Genomic DNA, 26,044 nt, shown 5'->3' with positions numbered 1-26,044 from the left:
GAGGTGCCCAATGGCACGCCACGAGCAGAAGGTCACGGTCGAGGGCCATCGGCTGACATTGAGCAATCTGGACAAGGTCCTCTATCCGGAGACCAAGACGACCAAGGGTGAGATCCTCGACTACTGCGCCACGATCGCGCCGCATCTCATTCGTCATGCTCGGGACCGGATCGCCACGCGCAAACGCTGGGTCGACGGGGTCGGCACTCCCGATGACCCCGGGGACGTGTTCTTCGAGAAGAACCTGCCCGAATCCGCCCCGTCATGGATCCGCTCCCGCGCGATCCGACACAGCACCGGCACCAAACGCTACCCCTTGGTCAACGATCTCGCGACGCTGACGTACCTCACGCAGATGGCCGCGCTCGAGATCCATGTGCCCCAGTGGACGGTGAGGGCCGGGGCGAAGGGTCCCGGCACGATCGATTCCGAGAGCAGATACCCTGACCGGATGGTCTTCGACCTCGACCCGGGCCCGGGACGCGAATTGGCCGACTGCATCGAGGTGGCTCAGCTCGTCCGCGAACTGCTCGAGGGCATGGGCCTCGACGCATACCCGGTGACCAGCGGTTCCAAAGGCGTCCACCTCTATGCACCGCTGGACGGGTCGGTGAGCTCGCAGCAGGTCTCCGATGTCGCCCATGAGCTTGCCCGCAGCCTGGAGGCCGACCACAAGAAGCTCATCGTCTCTGCGATGAAGAAGACGCTGCGGGAGAACAAGGTCCTCATCGACTGGTCGCAGAACTCGGCGGCGAAGACCACGGTGGCTCCGTATTCTCTGCGCGGACGCTTCACCCCCTTGGTTGCCGCACCGCGCAGGTGGGACGAATTCGACGACCCGGCCGCCGTCGAGCAGGTGCGCTTCGAGGAGGTTCTCGACCGGGTCGATGAGGTCGGGGACCTCCTCGAGCCCCTCGCCGAGGCGGCCGGAGGAACCGCTTCGGCCCCGGAGTCCGGGGCCGATTCGGAGTCCCAAACCGACCCGAAGTCGGACGATGCCGCGAAAGCCGAGCGCGATCGACTTGAGGTCTACCGGTCCAAACGGGATCCGAAGCGCACGAGCGAACCCGTGCCAGCGAAACAGGGAACGAGCGGGGACGAACTGACCTTCGTCATCCAGGAGCACCATGCGAGGAGCCTCCACTGGGACTTCCGACTCGAACACGACGGTGTGCTGGTCTCCTGGGCCCTGCCGAAGGGGCCGCCGACGGACCCCGGGAAGAACCACCTGGCGGTACAGACCGAGGACCATCCCCTCGAATACGGCAGCTTCGAAGGCACGATCCCGAAAGGGGAGTACGGGGCCGGCGACGTCGAGATCTGGGACGCAGGCACCATCGAGGTCGAGAAGTGGCAAGAAGGCAAGGAGATCATCGCGGTCCTCCACGGGCGCGAGGACGGCGGTCTCGGGGGAGTGCGGCGGTTCGCCCTGTTCAACACCGGGGACCACGGACCGAACAGGGAGCCCGAGAAGAACTGGATGATCCACCTCATGGAGGACGAGTCGAAGAAGCAGTCGGCGGCAGCGGACGACTCATCGAAGAAGGGCACGCCGACCGGGCGTACCTCCAAGAAGCGAGCTGCGAAGAAAGAGGCTCTGCCGGCGGATCTGTCCCCGATGCTCGCGAGCATCGGGGACATCGGCTCCCTCCGGCGGGAGGCCGAGGACTGGGCGTTCGAGATGAAATGGGACGGCATCCGTGCGCTGGCGAGGGTGGCGCCCGGTGACGGGGAGCGCACCGGCAGCATCGAGCTGACCAGTCGCAACGGCCATGACATGACGAACAAGTACCCGGAGCTTCACGAACTGGTCGAGTGTATCGATGTCGACTGCATCCTCGATGGTGAGATCGTCGCCCTCGGGCAGGGCAGCCGACCGGACTTCGGACGGCTCCAGCGCAGAATGGGGCTGAGCCGGGACAGCGATATCGAACGGGAACAGCGACGCACCCCTGTCTACCTCATGCTCTTCGACGTCCTCCACGCGGACGGATCGTCGTTGCTGCGCACCCCCTATACGGAACGGCGCGCACGTCTGTTCGAACTCGTGACCGAGAGCGAGCACATCCATGTGCCCGAGGCCTTCGAAGGAAGCGTCGACGCCGCCTTCGAGTCCAGCCGGAAGCTTCGACTCGAAGGAGTGCTGGCGAAGCGGACCGACAGCGTCTATCTGCCCGGAAAGCGCACCCGCACCTGGACCAAGCTCAAGCACGGCTCGACCCGCGATGTCATTGTCGTCGGCTGGCGGACCGGAGAAGGAGAACGCTCATCCAGCTTCGCCTCGCTATTGGTCGCCGCCCATGACGACGAAGGGCTCCACTACCTCGGTCGCGTGGGCACCGGGTTCGACGAGGAGGCCCTGCGGAGGCTGCGCTCCAGCCTCGATCGTCGGTCGCGGAAGACGCCGGCGCTCACCGTGCCGGCCGACGAGTCTCGAGATGCCCACTGGGTGCGACCCGACCTCGTCGGGGAGGTCCGGTTCTCTGGCCTGACCGAGGCCGGACGCCTGCGGCACCCGGTCTGGCGCGGCCTGCGCTCCGACATCGACGCAGAGGACGTCCGAGTCTGAACCAGTCGACGCTGATTCTGCTCCGATCCTCAAAGACCTTTCGTCACGCCCATACCGAGGAGCAGAGCCGCGAGGAAGGCCACGACCACCCGGTCGATGGCATTGCGATGCGGGTTACGCACTTCGGGCATGCCATCGACTCCGAATGAACTCTGCCGTTGTCGTCATAGGCTCAACAGCAGAGGTGTGTCTGACCATCTGCTCCGTCATCGCTGACAGCAGATCGGCACGCGGTCGGCTTACGGGCGGATCGCCCGTTCCTCGGCGCTGTGTCCGGGGGTGAGGTCTCCCAGTTGCGAAGGGCGCAGCGATGCGAAGCCGCCCGTCGTCTCAGTCGCAAGCACACGTGCAGTGAGGCAGACATGATCGCTCCCGTCGTCGAGCATCGCGATGCGTTCGACGATGAGACGGTTGGGCAGGTCCGCGAGCAGCGGCACCCCATCCTCGGTGACGGTGAAGTCAAGACCGGCGAACTTGTCCGTCTCCATTCCTGAAAGTGATCCGAAGTGCCGTGCCGACTCGCGGTCGACGTCGGTGAGGAAGTGCACCGCGAAGCGCTCGGAACGCAGCGCCACCCGGTAGGTGTGGTTGGCCTTCGACAGCCAGAAGCAGTAGTGCTCCGGATCGATGCTCGCCTGGGAATGGAATCCGACTAAGCATCCGGCACGTTCGCCCTCCGCCGAGGTGGTGACGACGATGAGCGGAGAATCGACCGAACCCATGAGGTCGTCGAGCCCGGAGGTGCTCATGATCGTCCCTCCGCCGCCGCCGGCTTCGCTTCGTATCGGAGGAAGAGAGTGTCATCGGCGACCATCGTCGACTTCAGCGAGAACTGTGCGATGCCGGCTCCCGGCGGCGCGACGCTGACGGGCAGCGCATCGCCGCCCATCATCGGTGAGATCGACAGGCACAGCTCGTCGAGGCGGTCTGCGGCGACGAGCTCCCCGAGCCACCTGGGTCCGCCTTCGCACAGGACGACTTGGTAGCCGAGACCGGCAAGGGCCTGCAGAGCGGCGGCTGGTTCGACCCGCTCCTCGCCGGCGATGATGACCGTGGCCGCCTGTTCGGCGGCCGCCAGCCGCACCGGATCGGCCTTTGCGCACGTGATGACGATGGTGCGCGCGTGCTCGGGCGCTGCGGTGAAGACCTGTGACGACCAGTCGAGGTCGAGGCTGCGACTGACGACAGCCACCGGAGGCATCTCGGACTGTCCCCGTGTTTGACGCTGCGCTCGGGCGGACTCGCTCAGCCGCATCGGAGCGTAGCCTTCGCTGCGCACTGTCTGCGCGCCGACCATGACGACATCGGCGATCTGTCGCATCCGTCGGAACAGGTCCTGATCGGGTTCTGTCGACAGAGCACCGACGCGTCCGTGAATGGCAGCGGTTCCGTCAAGACCGGCGACCATATGACCGGTCACCCAGCATTCGTGCCGCGGCTGGGTGCGGTCGACCTCGAGATAGGGTGTCAGCGGATCCGGGATCGGGGCACCGCGTTCGAGTGGCTCCATCCATGCAGTCTACTGAACCTCGCAGGCACTCGCGGCGAGGATTTTCCGACCATCACCCGGACCCCGCTGACTGTTCACCGACGCGAGTGAGTCAGTCGGTCCAAGCGTCGTCGGTGAAATAGCCGTCGATGAACCCGGGCAGACGGTGACCGTCCTTCGCGGTCGCCAGTGTGTACGGGGCGACGTGGAAGCCGGCCTTGTCGAGTTCCCGCATCTTGTTCGTCGGCAGGTTCTTGCTCGGTCCCACCCATTCGATGCCGGCGTCCTTGATCTCTGCCGGTGATTCCTTCGGCATGGTCGAGCCCATGAGGTAGAGCGAGGTGTATCCGCGGTCGGCGATCGTCTTCGCCGCTTCGAAGTCGAAAGACTGGACGACGAGGGAATCCTTCAACCCGCGTTCGTCGAATTCGTCGAGAACCCGGTCGACCTCCTCGGGGGTGGCCCCGGGTTTGATCTCGGGCACCATGACGACCTCGCCGCCCATCTCGTCAAGGAGTTCGTCGAGGGTGACGGTGGCGGCTTCTTCTCCGCCGGTCGGGTGCTTGATCGTGGCCGCGTCCCATTCCTCCCTGCTGAGGTCCCGGATGGGTCCGGTCGCGCCGTTGAGGGTGCGGTCGGCGGTGTCGTCGTGGATGAGGACAGGGGTGCCGTCTTCGAGGAACTGGATGTCCATCTCGGGGAGGAATCCGTCCTTCGCCGAGGCGGTGAATCCTTCCATGGATTCTTCCGGATAGACGTCGGCGCCGCCTCGGTGGGAGATCGTGGTCGGGAATTCGATGTCGGCGACCTTGTCCGGGGCGGTGAAGCCGCTGGGGGAGCCGAGTCCTGGTGCTTCACCGGCGGAGCCGAGCCCGGCGGCTGCCGCGGGGGCGAGGCCGGCGCCGAAAGTGGCTGAGGCCGCGAGAACTGCAGTGGCGAGAATCGTGTACGGACGGGTGCGTGTGGATGTCTCTCTCTGTGTATTCACGTCCGCGACGCTACGAAGCGCAGGTGAGCTTGTGGCGAAGCCGTCGTGAACGTCACCGGCAGAATGGACGAACGGGTGGGAAAACGAAGACCTGCGCCGAGGCGGCCGCCCCGTCAGGTCACCTCGTCACATCCACTTCTTGACGCGGAAGACGACGTAGAGAACAACCCCCAGACCGAGCATGAGCCCCAGTGCCATCGGATAGCCGAAGGCCCAGTGGAGTTCGGGCATATCCTCGAAGTTCATGCCGTAGATCGCTCCGACGAGGGTGGGGGCGAAGAGGATCGCTGCCCAGCCGGAGATCTTCTTCATGTCCTCGTTCTGCCGCTGCGCGACAAGGGTGGAATTGACGTTGAGGATCTGCGACAGGGCCTCTCTCAGCTCGCCCGCCTCGGCGAGGACTCGCGTGAGGTGGTCGGTGACATCATCGAGGTAGGCGCGAAGGTCGTCGGGAATCGCGTACTTAGCCGCCCCGTTGCCCAACGCCTGCGTCAGTCGATTGAGGTGGGTGGAGTTGTGAAGGACATCGATCACCTCCTGGCTGAGGAGATAGATGCGCTCGGCAGCAGCTGTGTCCCCGCTGAAGACCTGCCTCTCGATCCCGTCCTTGTCGACCTGCAGACCGTCGAGGACGGGGAAGTACGTATCGACCGCAGTATCGAGCAGACGGTAGATGAGTGCTTCGGGACCGAGCGCGAGCAGTTCGCGATCTTTCGTCCAGCTGCGCTTCTCATTCGTGAAGTACGCCTGGACCCCGCTGGTGTCCGCTGGGATCGGCGTACCGTCGATGAAGCGGTCACCTTGGCAGATGATGACGAGCGCGGCGTCTTTCATAAGAAGGTGGAACTCGTTGAACTCGACCTCTTCCTTGGCATCGATGTAGACCGCCGATTTGAGGACGACGAAGAGCACATCGTCGTAGCGTTCGACCTTGGCTCGCTGGTTCGCGTGGAAGAGGTCATCGACCAGGACCGGGTGCAGCTGCCACGTTGAGGCGATCTCCTCGAGCAACCCGGGAGCGGACCTGGGAATAACGACCTGTGTGATCGAACCGGGGACGGACGAGCCGGAGCTGTCCATGTCATGTGCGGACAGCGCCTCGGCGAAAGACCGGGCCACGCTCATCTCTTGTGGCTCGCTGTCGATGATCCGGCGACTCAAGAGCATCGGTTCCTCGGGGGCCGTCGTATTCGCCACCGCCGATCGCTTACGCAGTGACGGTCGCTCGGCCTTGTGCCTGCGTGATCTGCCCATGGTGCTCCTCTTCGTCCAACAGCTCTTTGACGATACTCGAGGCCGTGGCAGGCCGTGGAATCATTCACCCCCGTCGACCTGTCATCAACTGGGGCGCCGATGACCGGGAAGTCGGTCGGTCCCGCGAGGATGGACAAGCGCTTCACAGGGGACATCAGTGGTCGTGCGACGACACTGTCCACCTACGCCTTGGACCACTCGACCGATATCGGCACCGATCGCAGCGACGAATCATTCAGCATCATCCCCTCGAGCGGCACCGGTGACCTGGGTGGCGGCGACAAGAGTGACAAGCCCGAATTGTATCCCGGTCCCTGCAATGAGGGGAGGGGTAGCGAAGCCCCTCAACCTTCTGGAATCGTGAGGACCCAGTCCGCACACGTGCTCACCCGACGATATGGCGAGGAGGAGCTGCTCATGGACTACACCCAACTCGGGAACTCGGGCCTGCGCGTCTCACGGCTGGCCCTGGGGACCATTCCGTTCGGATCCGGTGGCGGATTCGAGAGGATCGCAGGGGTCTGCGGAGATGACGCCCGACGCCAGTTCCGCGAGGCTCTGGACCGTGGAGTGAACTTCATCGATACAGCCAACCTCTACTCGGCCGGGGACGCGGAAAGAGTCCTCGGCGAGATCATGGGCGACAAACGCGATGAAGTCATCCTCACCTCCAAGGCGCGGATGCCCACCGGAGAGGGCCCGAACGACTCCGGGGCAAGCAGACAGCATCTGACGCGAGCAGTCGAGGACAGTCTCGAACGACTGCGCACCGATCATCTCGATCTGCTCTACATCCACCAATGGGACGGACAGACGCCGATCACAGAGACCATCGCCACCGTCAACGAGATGATCAGGGCCGGGAAGGTCCGGTATTGGGGAGTCTCGAACTTCAGTGCCTGGCAGCTGACGAAGACCGTCTACGAAGCGCGGCTGGCGGGCCTCGAGGGCCCGATCTCACAGCAGGTGTACTACACGCCCGAGGCACGCGAGATCGAATACGAGATGATCCCGGCCGCTCGTGACCTGGGCGTGGCGACGTTCGGCTGGAGCCCGCTGGGGGAGGGTCTCCTCAACGGGAAGGTCAGACGCGGCCGGCAGACGCCCTCGGACACCCGACAGGGGACCGGTTGGCCGGAACCCCACGTCACTGATGAGAAGAGGGCCTATGATCTCATCGAACTCTTCGCTCAGATTGCGAACGAGTTGGGCTGGTCGATCCCGCAGGTCGTGATCTCCTGGATCCTTGATCGGCCGGGCGTGGACGGCACGGTGATCGCGGCCCGGAAGTTCGACCATCTCACTGAGGACCTCGACGCCGCTGAGCTGACGCTTCCGGCAGACGCCCGGGATCGGATCACTGTGGCGTCTCAGCTGCCTGCCTTCTATCCGCATTGGCACAGAATGATGACAGCGCAGGACCGCCCCGAACTCGCCGAGGCTGAGTTCCACGCCGAGCAGCGTCGCCATGTCTTCGGCGATGACGCATAGACGCGGGAGGATGGTGTTTGAACATGCGCGGTGATGAGTTCCTCAAGAATGTCACCGAAATCGGCGGACCCGGCGATCCTGAAAGCGCCGCCGTCGTGACCAGGACGGTATTGGATAACCTCGGCAAACAGCTCAATGGCGGAGAGGCGGCGGATCTGGCCGCCCAGCTTCCTGCCGAACTGCAGGAGCCGCTCCAACGGCACGGCTCGGAAGCGCCGCTGACCGACGACGTCGATGATTTCCTCCGTCGTCTGGCTGTTCAGCTGGGCGAGGGGATCGATCCTGATACCGCCCGTGCCTACGCGCGTGCGGTGATCTCGACGCTTGACGCCGCAGCCTCCGAGGGCGAGGTCGACGATCTCCGCTCACAGCTGCCCGCAGGCTTCGCACCGCTGTTCGAAGGTTGATCTTTGCTTCGCCCCTCATTCTGGTGAAGGCTCGGTCTTCGCAGGAGTGAGGGGCGATCTGTCTCTGGCGACATGGCCGCCCCTGAAACCGGCGGCGCGAACACCGTCGAGATGAATGAATCCTGGGGCCCATTGGCCGCCAACGGCACCCATCCGATCTTTCGAGGGCTACGAATACGAGAGTATGGACAGAGCCATTCAACTAAGAGGGGCAAAGCTGGCCGAGGTGATCGACTACTGGAAGCTGTCCCTCGAAGGAGTCTGGCTGCACAGCGCCAGTTTGGGCAGTGAGCTGAGCGAGCTGGAAATCGATGCCTATCTCCACGGAGTCTTCGGGCTCTCCGGCTATCAGCACGACATCATTGCGCAGGCCGTCAATGAACTCATCGACATGTTGCCGGATCCGCCTCGGGCATCCTTCAGCACCGAACCCGATCTCGACGAGGTTGAGCCGCTGGCTCCGGATGACGACTTCGGGGCGTAGCTGACCTCGATTAACTAGGAACGGAGGTCGAGTTCAGGTCGAACACAGATAGGCATGCACAATAGTGGGCATGACCTTCCTACCGGCAGATCTGCCGCACACCGCAGTCCGTGGTGCCAACTTTGCACAATCGGTGGCAAAACTCGCTGCGCTCAGACTCCGTGAGCGTGTTCGCGAGTCTCGGCTGTCTGATGAATTCCATCCTCACGACGACGACGAGTTCGTGGCAGCTGCTTACTTTGCAGGGGATCTCAGCTCGGTCTATCAGCTGGAACAGTGGCTGTGGCCCTTCGAACAGCTGGAGGCACGGCTCATCGAGCTTGGCCACGGAGATCGGCCCATCGGCATCATCGTCCGGAATGCCATGGTCGCAAAGTACCTCAAAGGAGTTACCGATTTTCCTGTTCGGTTCTCACGTCTGACCAGCGGGTTGGACAAGTTCATGCACTCGCCGAGCCTGCGGGCGGTGTTCTACGTCAACCAGGGGACCAGCAACTTTCAAGCACTTCGATATCCGGAACCAGCGCACGTCCATCTCAGCCATGGCGAGAGCGAGAAGATCTCGATGATCTCCAATCAGCTCAAGGGATATGACTACGTGTTCACTGCCGGGCAGGCGGCGAGAGACCGGATTGAGCAGGCACTGTACGGAATGCCGGAGGACCGCATGTTCGATGTTGGGCGCCCCCAACTGGACCGCCCCCGATCCGTCCCGTCCGAATGGGAAGAGTTCAAGAAGACGAACCCCAATGGTCGGGCGGTGTTCTATGCACCGACGTGGGAAGGCGACTCTCCGTCGATGGCGTATGGAACCATCGCCTATAACGGAGAGGAGATCGTCACATCTCTTCTCGAAGCAGGTTACCGAGTGATCTTCCGACCGCATCCACGTACCGGAGTGATGCGTCATGAGTTCGAGAAGGCTGTAGAAGACGTAGCGGAGATCGTCGAATCGGATCCCCGTGGATTCGTCGACAAGAGCCCGGACGTGTCATGGCAGTTGGACGAAGCCGATCTTGCCGTCGTCGAAATGACCTCGGTGGCCTTCGATTGGCTCGCCTCCGGGAAACCCCTTGTGATGGTCAAACCCCATGAACCAGCTGCGGAGGTGCTAGAAGGCGGGCTTCTAGACCAATGCCCGGCAGTCGACCCAAGGAGCCGACAAGGAGTTGTCGACCTCATTGAGGAAGCCGATGCACGAACCGGATCGGTCGCTGAATTGGCTCAGTTCTATCTTGGGGATACTGCAATCGGCCGGCAGACTTCGCGCTTCATCAAATCAAGCGAACAAGTGATCAGAAACCGTTCGGAAGAACACCACTTGAAGCACGCCAAGTGAGCCGTGTGACATTTTCTTAACTTTAAGTAACAGAATGATAAACTAACGCGGAACTAATTCTGCGGCTCACGAGGTGAGCTTTGACCTCTGGACGGAATCAGCAATGAAACGAGTCATCACGTACGGAACTTTCGACCTGCTCCATTATGGGCATATTCGGCTGCTTCAACGATGCAAGGAACAGGGCGATTACCTGGTCGTTGCGCTGTCGAGCGATGAGTTCAATGCGGGTAAGGGCAAGAAGTCGTACTTCTCTTATGAAGAGCGCAAGCACATGCTCGAAGCGATCCGCTATGTCGATCTCGTCATTCCTGAAGACAATTGGGAGCAGAAGTCGACCGACGTGGAGAAATACCACATCGACACCTTTGTCATGGGTGACGATTGGGAAGGAGAGTTCGACTTCCTCAAGGAGAAATGCGAAGTCGTCTATCTGCCGCGCACTCCCGAGATCTCGACGACGCGGATCAAGAGCGAGCTGGGCAAGTCCTGACAGCAACGGCGCGAACTTCGCGCTATCGTTGCTGGACATCATCGATGGATCTGAGAGGAACGGACGTGCCCGAAAAGTCTTCGGCTAAACATCCGACATTGTCGGAGCTTCGGGCGAAAGCACAGCCGATAGAGGTCCGCAGTCGCAAGAACGCGGAACACTGGTCGGCGCAACTCTACCTCCGCCATATCTCGATCTACTTCACGATGCTGCTCGTGCGCACGAGGATCAGCGCAAATGGTGTCACCGGCCTGATGATCTTGGCCGGTTGGTGCATCGCCTTCAGCCTTCTGATTCCGGGCATCTGGGGAGCGATCCTTGCTGTCTTCTTTTCTCAAGTCCAGATGTACATTGACTGCTGTGACGGTGAAGTCGCCCGATGGCGCGGAACCAGCGGCGCCAAAGGTGTGTTTCTGGATAAGGTCGGCCACTATACGACAGAGGGGCTGGTCGCAGTTGCACTCGGAATCCGAGCTGTGGGGGAGTGGAACAATCTCATCGACGACCCCGCTGGGTCCTACCCGCTCCTGCTTGCCGGAACGGTCCTTGCCGGGTTGGTGCTTCTGAACAAAGCACTCAACGACATGGTTCATGTCTCCCGTGCATTCAATGGACTCGATAAGCTCGCGGACTCGAAGGAAGCCACCGCGCTCAACCCGGGAGTCATTTCCACACTCAAACGAATCGCTCGGTTCGTGCCTTTCCACCGAATCTTCCACTCGGTAGAGATGTCTTTGATGGCACTGGCTTCGAGCATTGTCACAGCAATAGCAGCATCGGCAGGATCTGAGCCCTTATTCGGTGAACGTTGTCTCGTCCTCATCATGGCTCCGCTGTGCCTGCTCTCCGTTATCGGGCATTTCATGTCGATCATGGCATCGAGGAGGCTGTCATGAGCGAGTCATCGCGGATCCTTTCCCAGCGATTCGAAGACAATAGGCGCTACACATTCGGCGTTGTCGTTCTCAGCCAGGGCAAACGACTGGACGATCTCAACCGAGGATTCGAGTCGTTGCTGGCGCAGAAGGGCGTCGATCTCGATATCGTCTGCGTAGGAAACGGCTGGGAGCCGGAAGGCATCCCGGACCAAGTCAAGAAGTTGGGGCTCCCGGAGAACCTTGGCATCCCTGCAGGTCGCAATGCCGGAGTCCCCCACGTCGACGGCGAGTTCCTGTTCTTTCTCGACGATGACGCATGGCTGCCGGACGACACGTCGCTGATGCGTATGGCCCAACTGATGCGGACAAAACCGCGTATCGGGCTGATCCAGCCAAGGGTCGAGGAACCCGGTGGGCCAGATGCACCGAAACGATGGATTCCCAGACTGAAGAAAGGAAGCGCCGACCATTCATCGAATGTGTTCTCGGTGTGGGAAGGCGCAGTCTGCATGCAGCGTCGAGCCTTCGACGAGTGCGGAGGATGGCCGGCACCATTCTGGTACGCACACGAGGGAATCGAACTCGCGTGGCGAGTCTGGGACGCCGGCTACATCGTCTGGTACATGGGTGACCTCGCCGTCGCCCACCCGGTGATCGACCCGAGGCGCCACGACGAATACTTCTACATGAATGCGAGAAACCGAGTTTGGCTGGCGCGGCGTAATCTGCCGTGGCCGTTCAGCTGGGCCTATGTGGGTTCATGGACATTGATGCAGTTCTTCAAGTGGGCCAACAAGCCACACCAACTCAAAGCGTGGATGGAAGGATGGCGTGCCGGATGGCGTCTCGACCCGTGGGGTCAGGACGAAGACCGGCAGAAGCTGTCAAGAAGAGGTGTACTTCGAATGTCCCGGCACGGCCGGCCGCCCATCGTGTGACCTCACGCCGCTACGGCGGAACGGTGCGCCCCGATACAGCAGCAATCAAATTGGAGGAGCCTCCGGGGAACATGCTGACTGCCGCGTACGAAAGAAGCGAGTAATGACAGGGACCGCAGTCGGGTCCGAACCAACCGGCTGAGAAACTGAGTGGAGCCGATTGATGCAGTCGACAGCCCCCGTCGCTGAAAACTCCCCACAGAGGTCGAGCGTGCCCAAAACCTCGGGATTCCGTTCCGATATCCAGGGGCTGCGAGCCCTGGCCGTGGGAATCGTTCTGCTCTATCACCTGTGGCCCGATCGGTTCGTCGGCGGGTTCGTCGGTGTCGACGTTTTCTTTGTCATCTCCGGCTTCCTGATCACTAGCCACCTCATCAAGTCTCCGCCACAGAGTTGGGGAGACGTGGCAAAGTTCTGGGCACGGCGGGTCCGGCGGTTGCTGCCGGCGTCGCTGCTCGTCCTGTTCCTCGTCGGCATCGCAACCTTCTTCGTTGCTCCACAATCGATTTGGGCCGATACCGGACGCCAGATCCTTTCCGCGGGGCTTTACGTCGTCAATTGGGACTTTGCCGTATCCAGCGTCGACTACCTGGCTGCGGACAATGCTCCGTCGCCCGTTCAGCATTTCTGGTCGCTGTCGGTCGAGGAACAGTTCTATTTCGTCTGGCCGATGATCATCGGCTTGGCTTTTCTCGTAGGGACGAAACTCGGACGGTCCAAAGAGTTCGTCGGATTCACCGTCCTCGGGATCTTCCTTGCCTCGTTCGTCTTCTCTGTCTGGTACACCGCCAACGAACCTGCAATGGCCTACTTCATCACTCCGACCCGGATGTGGGAACTGGCCACCGGCGGCCTCGTCGCCGTCTTTGTGCTCTATGTTCGACCCGAGCGGATTCCATTCAGTTCAGTGCTCGGGTGGATCGGTCTCGCCGGAATTGTGGCGGCCACCTTCCTCGTCCGCGCGGACATGCCGTTCCCCGGCTACATCGCGTTGGTCCCGGTGGTATCGACTGCACTCGTCATCCTCGCCGACTCCCGGGGCCGGGCGTCTGTGCTTCCACTGTTGTCACTGCGTCCGGTGCGCTTCCTCGGTGACATCTCGTATTCCGTCTATCTCTGGCATTGGCCCCTCATCGTCCTCGTGCCATACCTCTCGGCCAAGCTTGGACGCTCGGAGAGTCTCGGCGTCCTGGACAATATCGCCATCATCTTGGTCTCGATCATCGCTGCCTGGGCCTCGACAACCTGGGTCGAGAACCGATTCCGCAAGTCGTCGTTCTTCAGCAGTTCGAAGAAGACCTTCGCGTTCGCGGCACTTGCTATGGCTCTCGTCGCGGCCCTGGGGCTCAGCCAGATGGTCATCGCCAACACCATCGTCGAGCAGAACGAAGACAAACTGCAGGCCCAGTTGGACGATCCCGACTCCTGCCTTGGCGCCGGGATTCTCCTTCCCAGCGCCAAGGACAACCCCAATTGCCAAGACAAGGACTCGCTGCAGATGGAGCCCGCTGCGGCGAAGAAAGACAAGTCAAAAGCCTATGCCGATGGCTGCTGGGCCAGTGCACCATATGCGAGCAAACCGGAGTGCACCTATGGAGACGGGTCGAAACATGTCGCGCTGGTTGGAAATTCGCATGCCGGTCATTGGCTGCCGACACTCGAGCGCTTGGCGGACGAGCATGATCTGACGATCACCACTTTCCTCGCCTCGAACTGCAGCATTTCTACCCTGCCTCAGGACCTTTCGACGCCGGACGAAACCAAGGGGTGTCAGGAATACGCCGATTGGGTATCGAAGAGAACGACCGAAGGAGGCTTCGACGCAGTCATCACCTCCGAGCGGCAGTCCACGCCGCTGGAGGGTATGGACTGGGAGGAAACAGAGAAGAAGGCGCCTGAAGGACATCGTGAGATCCTGCAGCGCTGGGTCGATGCTGATTTGGATGTTGTTGTCATTCGGGATACCCCATACCCAGGCGGGGCAGGTGTCACCGTGCCGGATTGCGTTGCCAAGCACGAAGACGACCTCGAAGAGTGCTCTGGAACTCCGGAATCATGGCACTGGATGGACCCGCTCGCCGCCTCTGCGAAGACCATAGACTCGAAGAAAATGTCGGTCATCTACCCCCAAGACTGGTTCTGCCCCGAGGGGCGCTGCGAGCCTGTCATCGGCGGCGTCATCACCTATTTCGACACCGCGCACATTACTGCGACCTATGCTCAGACTCTTGCCCCGCAATTCGACGCAAGCCTCCGCAAGACGGGCCTCGGCACCTTCAACTGAGACCGCTGCGGTTCAACGAACTGACAGTCAAGTCGTATACCGTGTGCCTGATTGCTATTGACCACCGACTGCTACGAACGACCGATCACCGAAACCTCTGCAAAGGAACGAACGAGTGACCACTGGACGAAACGCCGCCGACCGATACTTCAGCAAGGGACGCGAACTGGTGAAGCCAGTCGTCCACGGAATCGCCCGTAGAGCCCTGCCCGTGGTGGAGCGCGCCTCGGGGACGAAATACGTGCGTGAACGTGCCGCCGGGGGAGCTGGAGCGGGGAAGTCTGGCGGTTCTGCGAAGAAGATTGCGACGGACACCGCTCGCGCGTATCAGACGCTGGCCTCAGGGCTCAAAGGCAAGACGGCGGAAGACACGAACGGTTGGACCGTTGCACCCTCAGCTCGAGAGGTCGACGCAAAATCGCGCCAATTGGCTCGCGTCAAGGCTCACGCGACGCTCTCGGAAGCACTGGCACAGGGTGAAGCTCTCGGGGAATCAGTTGTTGACGCGGGGAGAGTGATCGTCGGAGAGGGATACCTGGCGGAGGCTGTGTCCATCGGACTGAATCTGCGCAGTCACGTGTCGACCGAGGAAGCAGGCAGAGTGATCCTCGGAATGGCGTATCAGCGATCATCAGACCCGGAAGTGGCGTGGGCCGAGTTTGAGAAGATCGACGACCGCGACATCATCGTCTCCGCAGCCGAAGAATACTTTCCTACTGCGATCGACACACTCGGGCAGGAGGCTCTGCCGCTTCTCGACCACTCGAATCAAACCGGCGAAACCGACCGTTGGAGCGACAAAGCAGTGCTGCGCACCGCTGAATCGGCATTCTGCATCGGAGCCTTCGACCATGTGCGCACCCTCGTCGAGGCACGTCTCGATAGGCCGTCGGATCAGATGGACTCGGCGGTACGCTACGAGCTCAACCGAATGCTCGCTTGGCTTCCGGGCGGAAAGCACCTCGAGCCTCTCCCGACCACAGTCGGCAAGCGCAACTTCGGTGTGCTCAGCTATGACCAGCCGGGGATCCGTTCACGCAACATCGGCGACTACATCCAAACGATTGCGTCGATCGGTCATCTTCTGCGGTACAAAAACCTCAGCTTCTCGGGTGACCAGGGGCTGACCGAGCTTTTCAAGAAGTTCCGCAAATCAGTCAAAGAGGAACGAAAGTACGCTGGACCTGAAGCTGAACTCAACCTCGTCGAGGTCTACAGGGACGGCAACGTCTATCAGGACATTCCGGAAGACACCTGGTACATCGCCTTCGGCTGGTACATGCACGACATCTTCGGAAAGTCATTCAACATCCCGTTCCACCCGAACCTGCGGCCGATTCTGCTCTCAGTCTTCGTCCGGTACCCGGAGATGCTCACCCCCGACGCCATCGACTACCTGAAGAAGTACGGCCCGGTGGGATGCCGTGACTGGCAGTCGGTCGCGGTGCTCAGAGCGGTCGGTGTACCGGCATTCTTCTCCGGTTGCCTCACCACCACGGTCGATACTCTGTTTCCTGCTCCGCCGACTGACCGCCGGTCCGGCACGCTGCGAATCGATTGGACCAAGGGTGGAAAAGGTCCGAAGAAGAAGCAGACAGTCACTGCGATCCGTGACAAGAGCTTCCCCGAGAACCTGGAACTTGCTCGCAACTGGGTCGCCGACTACGCCTACAAATACAAGCGAGTTCTCACCTCGCGGCTCCATGCGAACCTGCCCGCGCGGTCGGTGGGTGCTGAGGTCGATTTCGAACCGAAGAACAAATCGGATTCACGTTTCGGTGGGCTGATCGGCATCGACGAGAACGAGTTCGACGCCATCCGGGACGGGATCCTGGACAAACTGTCCGTAATGATCCCGCTCATCGCGACTGGAGCTTCGGAAGACGAGGTCTACTCGAAGTGGTCAGAGATCACTGCGGACGACATGGCCGCCGCCGATGAGTATCTGGCAACAGCTGAGCTTCCCATCGGAGACAGCACTGCGATCGATGCGGCAGTGAGCAAGGTGAACAAGGCAACTCCCGAAGCACAGGTCGCAGACGTCTTCATGACCGTCGAGAAAGGCGAAGAATCTCTGGTCTCTACGGCCATCAAGTCCATCGACGCCCATGCCTCCGGACGGTACCGCATCTGGCTGCCGTCAGGAGCAGCGAGTGCAGAAGTCGTCGCCGAGATCCAGGCACAGCTCTCGCTGGGAACCGTCGAGAGCTTGGGCGCTTTGTCCTATGCAGACATCACGAACGAGAACGACCTGGCACAGGCTCTGCTTCCGGTGCTGTTCCCGGACCATGAACGCCTCGTAGTTGTTCCCGCAGCCGGCGAGTTCTCCGCAGACATCGTGGAGCTCTCGAAGGCTGACCTCGGGACAGCACTGATCGCCGCTAAACATGATGTGAGGAAGAACCGCTCCAGCGGTCTCACTCTGATGAGGAGGATCGCAAGCTCATTCGGCGACGATCATGTCGGAGCACTCAACTTCGTCTTCGCAAGTCATGCCGGCCTCACCGAAGATTTCGTTCCCTTCGACCCGCAGATTGCCGTACTCAACCTCAGCCAGCTGCGCAGCGAAGATCTCGTCAGCAAGATCATCGGTCTGATGGATGACCTCAAGCTGAGCTATGTTGATGCAATGCAGATGATCATCTGTGGGCGGTACTCTGACATCGGCGACGAGTGGAACGTACGTGCACAGTGGGAGACTTCGGACAGCCCTAAGCTCGTCAACTGGCGTCGTCAGACACGCCACTATGGTCGTATGGCACTTTCACGTTGATCAGTGCCGCTGAGACCGACGCACGACCAGAGCTGAGAAGGGTACCACTTGTGAAGTTCATGGCTCGACAGGCGTATGACGCCAACGACAACCTTCGGGTCCGGAATGAGTCCGACCACAAGCTCGGAACCGATGAAGTGCACGTCTACAACGTCTTGTGGTGGATCCCTGAATCTATGGGTGGGATGACGACTGCGGCGCTTCGCCGTATTCGCAGCTTCCAGAGCTTCGGGAAGACCTTGTCGCAGACCATCCTGACGTTCAGCCCTCGAATGGACACAGATGAGATCCGAGATGGATTGATTTCGTCGGGACGCATGCGCGATGACGTCGATCTGGTGAACATCTGGCAGGATCTGCGCAACAGGTCCGACCACGAACTCTCGCAGCTCGCGGGCGAGCAGCCGCGGAGTCCGATTCCGGATGTGGACGGTGAAATCGAGAACATCACCTCTTTCTACGATGCGGTCCGTGACGCGCGCAGCGGCAAGATCATCCGTCGTCACTACTACAGGGAAGACGGAAGTCTTCTTGTCGCGGACATCCGGGATCCGAAACTGGGCAGAAGGTTCATCCTCCATTCGCTGGACGGAACGCCGATGACAGAGTGGCGACGTCCACGAGATTTCTACAACTCCTGGATCAAGTCAGTTGTGAACAAAGAACCCGCTGTCGTCATCGTTGATGACAAGAAGGTCAGCGAGTTCATCCACGAGATCTCGAATCGGAATTTCGCGCTCGTTCTGTTCCTCCACGGCACTCATCTTCGCCATCCGTGGAATGGCGACCATGGCCAGGTGCTTCCTCGCAGAGTTGAAACTGTGCGCAACTTCGACCGCTTCGACGTGGTGGGTGTTCAGACACGTCAGCAGGCGAATGCCGTTCGCGCCATCGGTTTCACTGACGACAACATCAGACTTCTGACCGGTGAACTGCCGGCCGGGTCGGTGCTGACGCAGGCCCCGAAAGAACGGCCGATCAACAAGGCGGTGATGATCGCCAACCTCATCGAGCTCAAACGTGTGGACCATCCTATACGGGCGGTGGCGAAACTGCGTGACCGCGGAGTCGACGTCTTTTTGACCATTTTGGGGGAGGGACCGGAGCGAGACCGACTGGAACGCCTCGTCGATGCTCTCGATGTTCGCGATCGAGTGGAATTGGCTGGCTACGTCAACGATGTCCCCGACAGGTTAAAGTCTGCTTCATTCTCCATGCTGACGAGCACGAGTGAAGGGCTTCCGCTGTCGATGATGGAGTCGATGGGCGCCGGGTGCATTCCGATTGTCTACGACATCACTTACGGGCCGCGTGACTTGATCGAGCAGGGGCGCAATGGTTTCATCACGCCGATGAGCGATGTCGAGGCCCTGGCCGATCAGATCGAGGAATTTCTCTCTCTGAGCGCAGATTCCGTTTCGGTGATGCGCAGCTCTGCCATGGATACAGTCGAGAATTATCTGCCTGAAGCCGGGTACCGGCGCTGGAAATCGGTCATCGAGGAATTGCCGGTGGCGCAGGTCTATGATGATCTCATCCAATCATCGGGCTCTCCTGTCGCAGTGAAAAGAGCGACGTGTGAGAGCTTGTCTGAAGGCTGTCGGATCGAACTCGAATTCGCCGACCTCCGTCGAGACGTCAGAGAAAACGTGGAGATGGTCGTGTCTGCACGCGACGTCAATACCTTCTTCGTGTGTGGAGGCTCTTTGACGTCCACTGGCCGGTTGGGCAGACGACATGCGGTGTCATTCGACGTCGACTTCGAAAGTTTCTCTGAAGCGATGGGGGAGACTTTTGACGTCTATCTCCGAATGCCCCGCAGCCCGTGGGAGTCGAAGCGAAGGATTCGACTCCCTAAAGGATTCCGTGCAATGCGGACAGGGCAGTGGGAATGGTATTCCACGAAGTACGGGAACCTCTCGGTACGACCTGTGAAATCAGCGTAGCAAGAACAACCACCCTGAACTGGGAAACCGCCGCCAGGTGGAGCTGCTTACCGCCGCCTTCTATTCGCTGGTGGATTCGTCCTCGGACTCGGCGTTGATGCTGTCATCGGAATGGAAGTGCTCCAGGTCGACTGTACGAGCGGCGATCAGTTTCGACACTGCTTCGGTGAACAGGACTGTCGATGTTCCCTTCCCTCCTTCGCCGAAGTAGTGACGACGAAGATCGAGACGGGCCTCCGCAGCCGAATCCTCGGACAGAATCGCTTGGAACATCAGGTCCAAACCGTCGGCCGTCGTTCGGTCGATGATCGGAGTGGCGCGACTGATCGGCGCTTCGGCGTTGAGCGAAATGGTGTCATTGCGGCGATCCGTCAGTACAAGCGGCTTCTCGGGGTGCAGGTAGAGAAAGTCGAGCCCGACACTGGAGATATCGGTGACGAGCAGATCGACCGCGTCGAACATCGCGAGAATATCGCCCTGCATGAGCACCTGATGTTGCATGGACTCGTCTGAGATCGAATCGTTAGCCGCCTCGAGGAGTTCAAGGATCCGAGCGTTCGCTTCAGTCATTGCCGGGTCGTTGGATGTCTCAACTCGGGGATGCGGTTTGTAGATCACTCGGGCATTGGGAAACTGCAATGCCGCTTCGACGATCTGCGGACCGAAAAGATCGACGGACGTGTAGTTGTTGGATTCGTTCTCACCCTCCCACGTGGGCGCATACATTATGGTTCGCGCGTTTGAGGGCTCCAGCTCCACGGTACGCTCGATGTCGAGCTGTGGTCGTCCGACTTTGACGAGGGCGGACTCGTCGAAATCGATGAGTGCTCTGCGGTGCCGTTCGATGGCGGCGTCGCCGGCGACGAACACCTTGTCGTAGGACTTGGCTTGGTTGGAGACCATGCTCAGCTTGTCCGATTCACCGTGATTGACGTGTACATGCACCATCGGGGCGAAGGCCAGCGACTGGAAGTTCGTCATTCCGTTGTTGACATAGAGCGCCAACGTGAAGTCGTTGGCGTGATAAAAGGTGTGCAACGGGTCGAATTTGCGTTTGAACACCACGGGAAGGTTCGTGGTCTCAAGTGTCCGAAGCAGAGCGGAGCCTTTACGCATGACCAAGACGACCCTATGCGTTTTGTGGAGCTCCTCAAGCACGGGAATCCACTGCTCAAGCTGATAGAACTTCGAGCTCCGATCACCGAAATAGACCACCACCTCGGCCTTGACGTAGCTGCCGTCGTACTCGTCCTCGAGTCGGTTCCATCGCTCCGTGCCTCGAATCCATTGACTTGTGCTCTTCCAAGCACGTGAGCGAAGTGCGTTGCGAGCAACTGTGCGGAGGGGGTTCATTACGGTTCGAACTCCTCGTGTCTTGGGGGAACGGAGGTGCCGGCGTGACCCCGCAGGCGTCAGTGGCAGACCGATCCAGACTATCGTGATCCTCCCGATGGTAGGAACTTTTCAGCTCGGACACGGATGACAGCGGCCGAGCGCGCCAGCAAGTTCTGTGGCTGCTGAGCGAACTGCTAGGCTACCAACGTTAACTGGTGGTAAATGGAGCACGTCGGTAGTGCAATGCCGGGGCGCGTGAGGGGCATTCGTGATAGATGATCTGACTATTGAAAGAATCTCGTGGGAACGAGTGATTCTGACATTTGTCGTCAGGTTTTCCGGCGAAGCGCCTGACTCCTTCTTTCTTACACCGAACTCGCGTCCTTACGAAGTGGAGCTTCCGGTCCGGTCCGAGCCGATGGGGGAGGGGCGCTATCGGCTGACCATCAATGTCACGCAGTTCAATCGACGAGCACAGGTTCCCAACGGAACCTACTACCTCATCGCTCGCCGAGGCGAGGAGAACCACCCGGCCTCGTATCCGCTGAGAAGAGCCGAAGAACTCGGCGACGCGTCTCGAGCTTTCGTCTACAACAAGAACTTTTCTGCTTACACCGTGACGTTTGGCATTTCGGACGACGAAGCTGCTCCCTACTTCCTCATGCGAACCTACTCATTCGGTCGTTCCGGAAAGAAGCCGTCTTCGACCATGGCACGTTTGAAGTCGAAGGCTCGGAAAAGGTGGACGAAGACCAAACGGAAGGCTCTTCGGACAGTGTTCGCCATTTCCGCGCACAAACGGCCGTCTGACGGAAGCAATATCCTGTTCGCGTCCGAAGCCCGTCCTAATATGCAGGGCAATCTCAAAGCTGTCCACGATCGTATGCTCGAACGGGGTCTCGACTCTCAGTTCAAGTTCGGCTATTCGTTCCGTACGGGGCGAACGAGCAGCCGCCAGAGCGCTTTCGCCCTTGCTTGGGAAATGGGCAAAGCCAACACGATCCTCATCGACGACTACTTCGCCATCCTCAAAGATCTGGGGAATCGAGACGAGCAGAAGATCATCCAGCTCTGGCACGCTGGCAGCGGGTTCAAATCAGTGGGTTACAGCCGATTCGGGCAATATGGATCGCCGAATCTGAAGAACGCGCATCGTCTCTATTCCTACGCGATCTGCGGATCCCAGCATCTGCGCGACGTGTACAGCGAAGCGTTTGGAATCGAGCGAGAGGCTGTCATCGCAACCGGACTTCCGAGGATCGACGGGTTCCTGCGCGAGGGGCGTGCCGAGGAAGTCCTCGTCGACTTCGAGACTGATTTCCCGGCGGCAAAGGACAAGCGAAAGATCCTCTTCGCTCCCACATTCCGGGGCCGTGGTTCAGGCGATGCTCACTACGATTATGAACAGATCGATTTCCGCGAACTTTACAATTCTTGCGGTCAGGATACGGTCGTTCTGTTCCGTCAGCACCATTTCGTGCCGGATCCAGCACCCATTCCGGAGGAGTTCAGCGACCGGTTGATCGACGTCGCCGCATATCCCGATACGAATGACCTGATGCTGATCTCCGATGTACTCATCACGGATTATTCCTCTGTTATCTACGAGTACTCGCTGCTTGAGCGTCCGATGATCTTCTTCGCCTACGACCTCGACACGTATTCGGCAACCCGAGGCATGCACAAAGACTATCGCGAAGCTGCTCCCGGACAGATCGCCACTACATTCGATGAACTGGCCGAGCTCATCCGCGCGCCTGAACTGAGCAACAAGGAGACGAAGGAATTCGTCAAAGAGAATTTCGACTATGTGGACACTCACAATTCCGACCGGGTGATCGACTCCCTCATCCTCAGCGAGCCTGCTTCGGAACCGCAGGTGCCCACCGAAGGCGAAGAGCAAGAGATCACCGAACGTGTCGGTGAGGAAGATCCGGGTGCGCCCGGCCAAGAGGACCAGCTGAACGAGCCGACAGACAACGACTCCGAGAGCAGCTACAAGACCGAGGAAGAGGACGAAGAGAACCAATGGCAAACATCGCAGTAGTCTTCGCAGGAGGCGTCGGAGCTCGTATGGCGCACAGCTCCCGTCCGAAGCAGTTCCTGGAGATTCATGGCCGACCCGTGATCGTGCACACGCTCGACATCTTTGAGCAGCATCCCGAGATCGATGCCATTGCCGTGGCCATTCTTCCGCAGTTTCGGGAACACCTGGAACGCCTCGTCAAGCGGTACGAGCTCGACAAAGTGAAATGGATCGTGGACGGCGGATCGACCGGTCAGGAATCACGACATAACGCTCTCAAGGTCGTCGCCGAACACAACGACCCGGACAGCATCGTGCTCATCCACGATGGTGTACGTCCGCTCATCGACGCTGATCTTGTCTCGAGGAACATCGCCAGTGCACGCGAGTTCGGTTCGGCCGTCACATGCACCAAGATGACGGAAACCGTCGTCGTCGAAGAGGGCGAGGGAGTCAAAGAGGTCATTCCGCGGGACCCGCTGTGGACGGCCCAGGCTCCTCAGACATTCCCGCTCAAGGATGTCCTTGCCGGATACGATCGTGCTGTCGCCGAAGGTGAGAACGATTCCATCGATACCTGTACCTTGATGAACGGCTTTGGTTATGACGTTCATCGAGTGGAAGGTCCGCGGACTAACATCAAGATCACCACGGCCTCGGACTACTATGTCTGCCGGACGTTCCTCACCCTCATCGAAGACAGGGAGGCTTTCGGTGGCGAGTGAGGACCGCACAATCGCTTCCGACGCAGACTCCACGGACGTCGTTCTCTTCGATACACCTGTATTCGCTGACGACGTCGCCCGAATCGCTGCTGCAGAGTTGCCATGGGAGAAGTTCCGGAAGGCAGAGATTCTCGTCACCGGGGCCTCAGGCATGATCCCGATGTACATAGTGGGTTCGTTGCTGGCCGCGAACGACGCTTATGACCTCGGACTCCACGTCACAGGAATGGTCCGGAACCCGGCCAAGGCGGAGAAGCGCTTCGGATCTGCCCCTGACCGTTCTGACTTCACATTGCTAGCAGGCGACGTCATCGACACTCGCCGTTTCGAACGGAAGTTCTCAATTGTCTTCCACGGAGCCTCTCCGGCTCGTCCGAGTCTGCACAAATCATCGCCGGTGACCACGCTGAAGGCGAACACCCTCGGTACGATCAACCTTCTTGACGCACTAGTCGAAGCAGGCGGAAAGTCATTCGCTTTCCTTTCCTCGTCGGAGGTCTATGGTGCGGTCGCGGGCAGCGAACTCATAGGTGAGGACGACGAGGGAACACTCCAGCATTTCGCTCCCCGGGCCAGTTACTCGGAGGGCAAGCGAATCGCTGAGACCGCTCTCGCCGCATATGCGGACGAGTTCGGCATTCGGGGCCTCAGCCTGCGCTTCGGGCACATCTACGGCCCAGGCATGGCACTCGACGACGGCCGGGTACAGGCTGACTTCTTGGCAGATGTCGTCCGTGGACGCAATGTCCGGATGATGAGCGCTGGCGCTGCGACGCGGACTTATACCTATGTCGCCGACGCAGTGGAGGGGCTGTTCTTTGCGCATCTGCTGGGCGAAGAACAGGTCTACAACGTCGCCGATCCCTCAGGGAATATCAGTATCCGTGAGCTCGCCGAGACTTTTGCCGGGGCTCGACCTGAGATGAATCTCGAACTGGACTTCGCCAATCCAGAGGACGGCCGTTCCTACTCTCCAGTGGCTTCACTCGGTTTGGACTCGCGTCGGCTCAAGATGCTCGGCTGGGCTGCCACGACGTCGTTGTCCGAAGGAGTCTCCCGGACAATCAGATCGTTCGAGGATGGGCCCCTCGTCCGCAGATGAGTTTGCGGACGCACGGTCCGAACTTTGGATGGCGTTTCATGCCACAATCTCGATAATGGCGAAGTTCGCCCCGGTGATGAGGAGACCTGAACCACAATGAGCCCAACTCGAATCCTGCTGTTGACGAATCGTGATTCCGACAATGTCGGAGATCAGATCATCGAGGCCACGGTGATTTCGATTGTCAAAGGGGTGATGAAGAATCTCGGATTCACCGCTGACGATTTTGTGATCTCCAGTCGCGCTGCAGGCATCATCTCGAAGAGATATATGAAGACCAGAGATGAAGAGTTGCTCAAACCGGCGCGAGACGCCATCTCTGCTGCCGATCTGATCATCTTCGGCGGCGCTCCGCTGTTCAACTACAAGTATCAGAATTTCTATCTGCGCACTATCAGGACTCTTGAGCTAGCGCAGGAGTACGGTGTGCCCGTCATCTTCTCGAGCATTGGCGTCGAGGCGTTCGATCCGACAAACAAGAAATGTATCGCACTCAAAGAAGCTTTGGCGGTCCCCGTCGTCCGGCAGATCACCACTCGAGACGACGTCGAGTCATTGAGAAAGTACGTGGAAGGCACTGATATCCCGGTTGCACATGTGGCGGACCCGGCAGTCTTGGCCGACATCGTGTACCGGAAGAAACCGGAGCCGGCTCCCGCGCCGAAACCGGTGCCGTCTATACCAGTGCGAGCAAAACGCAAGCTCAAGAGGATCCTCCGTCGTGTTGTCGCATCTGCAAAGCCGTCGGCAGCTGATTCTGCCCCAGCGGTGAGCAGCTCGAAACCGACGGAGTCCACGGTCGCGGAAACCAAACCGAAGCGGATCGGGCTCGTGGTCACCCGCGCCGGTATCTTTGCCGACAACGGGATCGAGTTCTCGGAATCGGATCAACGCCGGTTCTGGTTGGACACCATGGCGATGCTCGAGGAGCGCGGTTACGACTATAAGCTCTTCACCACCGGCCACTTCTCTGACGAGGTGTTCCTCGACTCGCTTGTCAAGGACAAGGGCATTCCGATCGCACGAGCTGCGGTGACGGTGAATACGCCTGATGAACTATTGCGAGAGCTGAGGGCCTGTGACGGAGTCATCGCTTACAGGTTGCACGCCAGTATCACCTCCTTTGCCCTAGGCATCCCCTCAGTCGGCCTGTCATGGAATTTCAAGGTGCCGTACTTCTACGAGTCCGTTGGGTACCCGGAGAGAGCAATCGCATCGGAACGCTGGACTGCAGCCGACGTCGTGCCTGTGATCGAAGCAGCAATGGCTGAGGGCGTTAATAAGGACTACGAATTCCTCAAATCCGTGTACGACACGCTCTTCTCCGGAATCGGCAGTGTGGTTGCCCCAGAATCCGGAGCCGAGCCATTTGCGTTTGACGATCTCTGGGACGGCCTGCCTCGGCAGGTCGCGATCGGGCCCAAAGGCTATAGGGAGCGCGTCAACCGGAAGTTCCGTCGCACATACGAGAACTATCAAAAACTCGCGCTCAAAGCCCAGAAGGCCTGAACCCTGTCGCTCCA

20 protein-coding genes are annotated in these 26,044 nt (G+C 60.0%); 15 read left to right on the top strand and 5 right to left on the bottom strand.

Translation table 11 applies throughout. The annotated features are described in order from the left end of the window. Positions 1–10 precede the first annotated feature (10 nt). Positions 11–2,569, top strand: coding sequence for an ATP-dependent DNA ligase (locus tag HK108_RS15430; protein WP_181272161.1), 2,559 nt, complete (start codon positions 11–13; stop codon positions 2,567–2,569). A 239-nt stretch (positions 2,570–2,808) separates the two neighbouring features. Here HK108_RS15430 and HK108_RS15425 read toward each other — a convergent pair whose 3' ends face one another. The 4 genes from HK108_RS15425 to HK108_RS15410 all read right to left on the bottom strand — a co-directional run bounded on the left by HK108_RS15425 (position 2,809) and on the right by HK108_RS15410 (position 6,300). Continuing rightward, complete coding sequence (locus HK108_RS15425; RefSeq protein WP_039206929.1) at positions 2,809–3,318, bottom strand: flavin reductase family protein; 510 nt, start codon at positions 3,316–3,318, stop codon at positions 2,809–2,811. Continuing rightward, positions 3,315–4,079, bottom strand: coding sequence for a pyrimidine reductase family protein (locus HK108_RS15420; protein ID WP_181272160.1), 765 nt, complete (start codon positions 4,077–4,079; stop codon positions 3,315–3,317). The genes HK108_RS15425 and HK108_RS15420 overlap by 4 nt, the downstream gene beginning before the upstream one ends. Positions 4,080–4,170: 91 nt before the next feature. After that, positions 4,171–5,046: a glycerophosphodiester phosphodiesterase gene (locus tag HK108_RS15415; RefSeq protein WP_181272159.1), complete on the bottom strand. Its 876-nt coding sequence runs from the start codon at positions 5,044–5,046 to the stop codon at positions 4,171–4,173. A gap of 126 nt (positions 5,047–5,172) precedes the next feature. Next, positions 5,173–6,300, bottom strand: a complete 1,128-nt coding sequence (locus tag HK108_RS15410; protein WP_181272158.1) for a magnesium and cobalt transport protein CorA — start codon at positions 6,298–6,300, stop codon at positions 5,173–5,175. Between the two features lie 360 nt (positions 6,301–6,660). On the opposite strand from HK108_RS15410, the gene HK108_RS15405 reads away from it, so the two are divergent. The 10 genes from HK108_RS15405 (at position 6,661) to HK108_RS15360 (ending at position 19,333) form a co-directional block, all read left to right on the top strand. Further along, the gene (locus HK108_RS15405; protein WP_229664209.1) at positions 6,661–7,791 is read left to right on the top strand and encodes an aldo/keto reductase; all 1,131 of its coding nucleotides are present in this window, start codon (positions 6,661–6,663) and stop codon (positions 7,789–7,791) included. A gap of 23 nt (positions 7,792–7,814) precedes the next feature. After that, the gene (locus tag HK108_RS15400; protein WP_181272157.1) at positions 7,815–8,198 is read left to right on the top strand and encodes a DUF2267 domain-containing protein; all 384 of its coding nucleotides are present in this window, start codon (positions 7,815–7,817) and stop codon (positions 8,196–8,198) included. Between the two features lie 184 nt (positions 8,199–8,382). Further along, on the top strand, positions 8,383–8,682 hold the full coding sequence (locus tag HK108_RS15395) for a hypothetical protein (RefSeq protein ID WP_181272156.1): 300 nt from the start codon (positions 8,383–8,385) through the stop codon (positions 8,680–8,682). A 70-nt stretch (positions 8,683–8,752) separates the two neighbouring features. After that, positions 8,753–10,021, top strand: a complete 1,269-nt coding sequence (locus HK108_RS15390; RefSeq protein ID WP_181272155.1) for a CDP-glycerol glycerophosphotransferase family protein — start codon at positions 8,753–8,755, stop codon at positions 10,019–10,021. Positions 10,022–10,124: 103 nt separating this feature from the next. Next, entirely contained in the window at positions 10,125–10,514 is a 390-nt protein-coding gene (tagD, locus tag HK108_RS15385) for a glycerol-3-phosphate cytidylyltransferase (RefSeq protein ID WP_181272154.1), read from the top strand. Between the two features lie 65 nt (positions 10,515–10,579). After that, positions 10,580–11,410, top strand: a complete 831-nt coding sequence (locus HK108_RS15380) for a CDP-alcohol phosphatidyltransferase family protein (protein ID WP_229664208.1) — start codon at positions 10,580–10,582, stop codon at positions 11,408–11,410. Further along, positions 11,407–12,330 (top strand): glycosyltransferase family 2 protein, encoded by a 924-nt coding sequence (locus HK108_RS15375; protein WP_181272152.1) that lies wholly within the window; start codon positions 11,407–11,409, stop codon positions 12,328–12,330. The genes HK108_RS15380 and HK108_RS15375 overlap by 4 nt, the downstream gene beginning before the upstream one ends. 211 nt (positions 12,331–12,541) lie before the next feature. Further along, on the top strand, positions 12,542–14,614 hold the full coding sequence (locus HK108_RS15370) for an acyltransferase family protein (protein WP_181272151.1): 2,073 nt from the start codon (positions 12,542–12,544) through the stop codon (positions 14,612–14,614). 115 nt (positions 14,615–14,729) lie between these two features. Next, entirely contained in the window at positions 14,730–17,387 is a 2,658-nt protein-coding gene (locus HK108_RS15365) for a glycosyltransferase family protein (RefSeq protein WP_181272150.1), read from the top strand. Between the two features lie 59 nt (positions 17,388–17,446). After that, entirely contained in the window at positions 17,447–19,333 is a 1,887-nt protein-coding gene (locus tag HK108_RS15360) for a glycosyltransferase (RefSeq protein WP_229664212.1), read from the top strand. Positions 19,334–19,393: 60 nt separating this feature from the next. On the opposite strand, the gene HK108_RS15355 is transcribed toward HK108_RS15360, so the two are convergent. Beyond that, on the bottom strand, positions 19,394–20,686 hold the full coding sequence (locus tag HK108_RS15355; RefSeq protein ID WP_181272148.1) for a CDP-glycerol glycerophosphotransferase family protein: 1,293 nt from the start codon (positions 20,684–20,686) through the stop codon (positions 19,394–19,396). 250 nt (positions 20,687–20,936) lie between these two features. On the opposite strand from HK108_RS15355, the gene HK108_RS15350 reads away from it, so the two are divergent. The 4 genes from HK108_RS15350 (at position 20,937) to HK108_RS15335 (ending at position 26,030) form a co-directional block, all read left to right on the top strand. Next, a complete protein-coding gene (locus HK108_RS15350) occupies positions 20,937–22,715 on the top strand; it encodes a CDP-glycerol glycerophosphotransferase family protein (RefSeq protein WP_229664207.1) in 1,779 nt (592 codons plus the stop codon). Next, positions 22,697–23,419: an IspD/TarI family cytidylyltransferase gene (locus HK108_RS15345; protein ID WP_181272147.1), complete on the top strand. Its 723-nt coding sequence runs from the start codon at positions 22,697–22,699 to the stop codon at positions 23,417–23,419. The genes HK108_RS15350 and HK108_RS15345 overlap by 19 nt, the downstream gene beginning before the upstream one ends. Beyond that, on the top strand, positions 23,409–24,521 hold the full coding sequence (locus HK108_RS15340; protein WP_181272146.1) for an NAD-dependent epimerase/dehydratase family protein: 1,113 nt from the start codon (positions 23,409–23,411) through the stop codon (positions 24,519–24,521). The genes HK108_RS15345 and HK108_RS15340 overlap by 11 nt, the downstream gene beginning before the upstream one ends. Positions 24,522–24,617: 96 nt before the next feature. Further along, the gene (locus HK108_RS15335; RefSeq protein WP_181272145.1) at positions 24,618–26,030 is read left to right on the top strand and encodes a polysaccharide pyruvyl transferase family protein; all 1,413 of its coding nucleotides are present in this window, start codon (positions 24,618–24,620) and stop codon (positions 26,028–26,030) included. The last annotated feature ends 14 nt before the right edge of the window (positions 26,031–26,044 follow it).

The sequence above is a fragment of the Brevibacterium sediminis genome (genome assembly GCF_013623905.1).
Classification (GTDB): Bacteria; Actinomycetota; Actinomycetes; order Actinomycetales; family Brevibacteriaceae; genus Brevibacterium; species Brevibacterium sediminis.
This window is presented reverse-complemented; position numbering and strand designations above follow the sequence as displayed.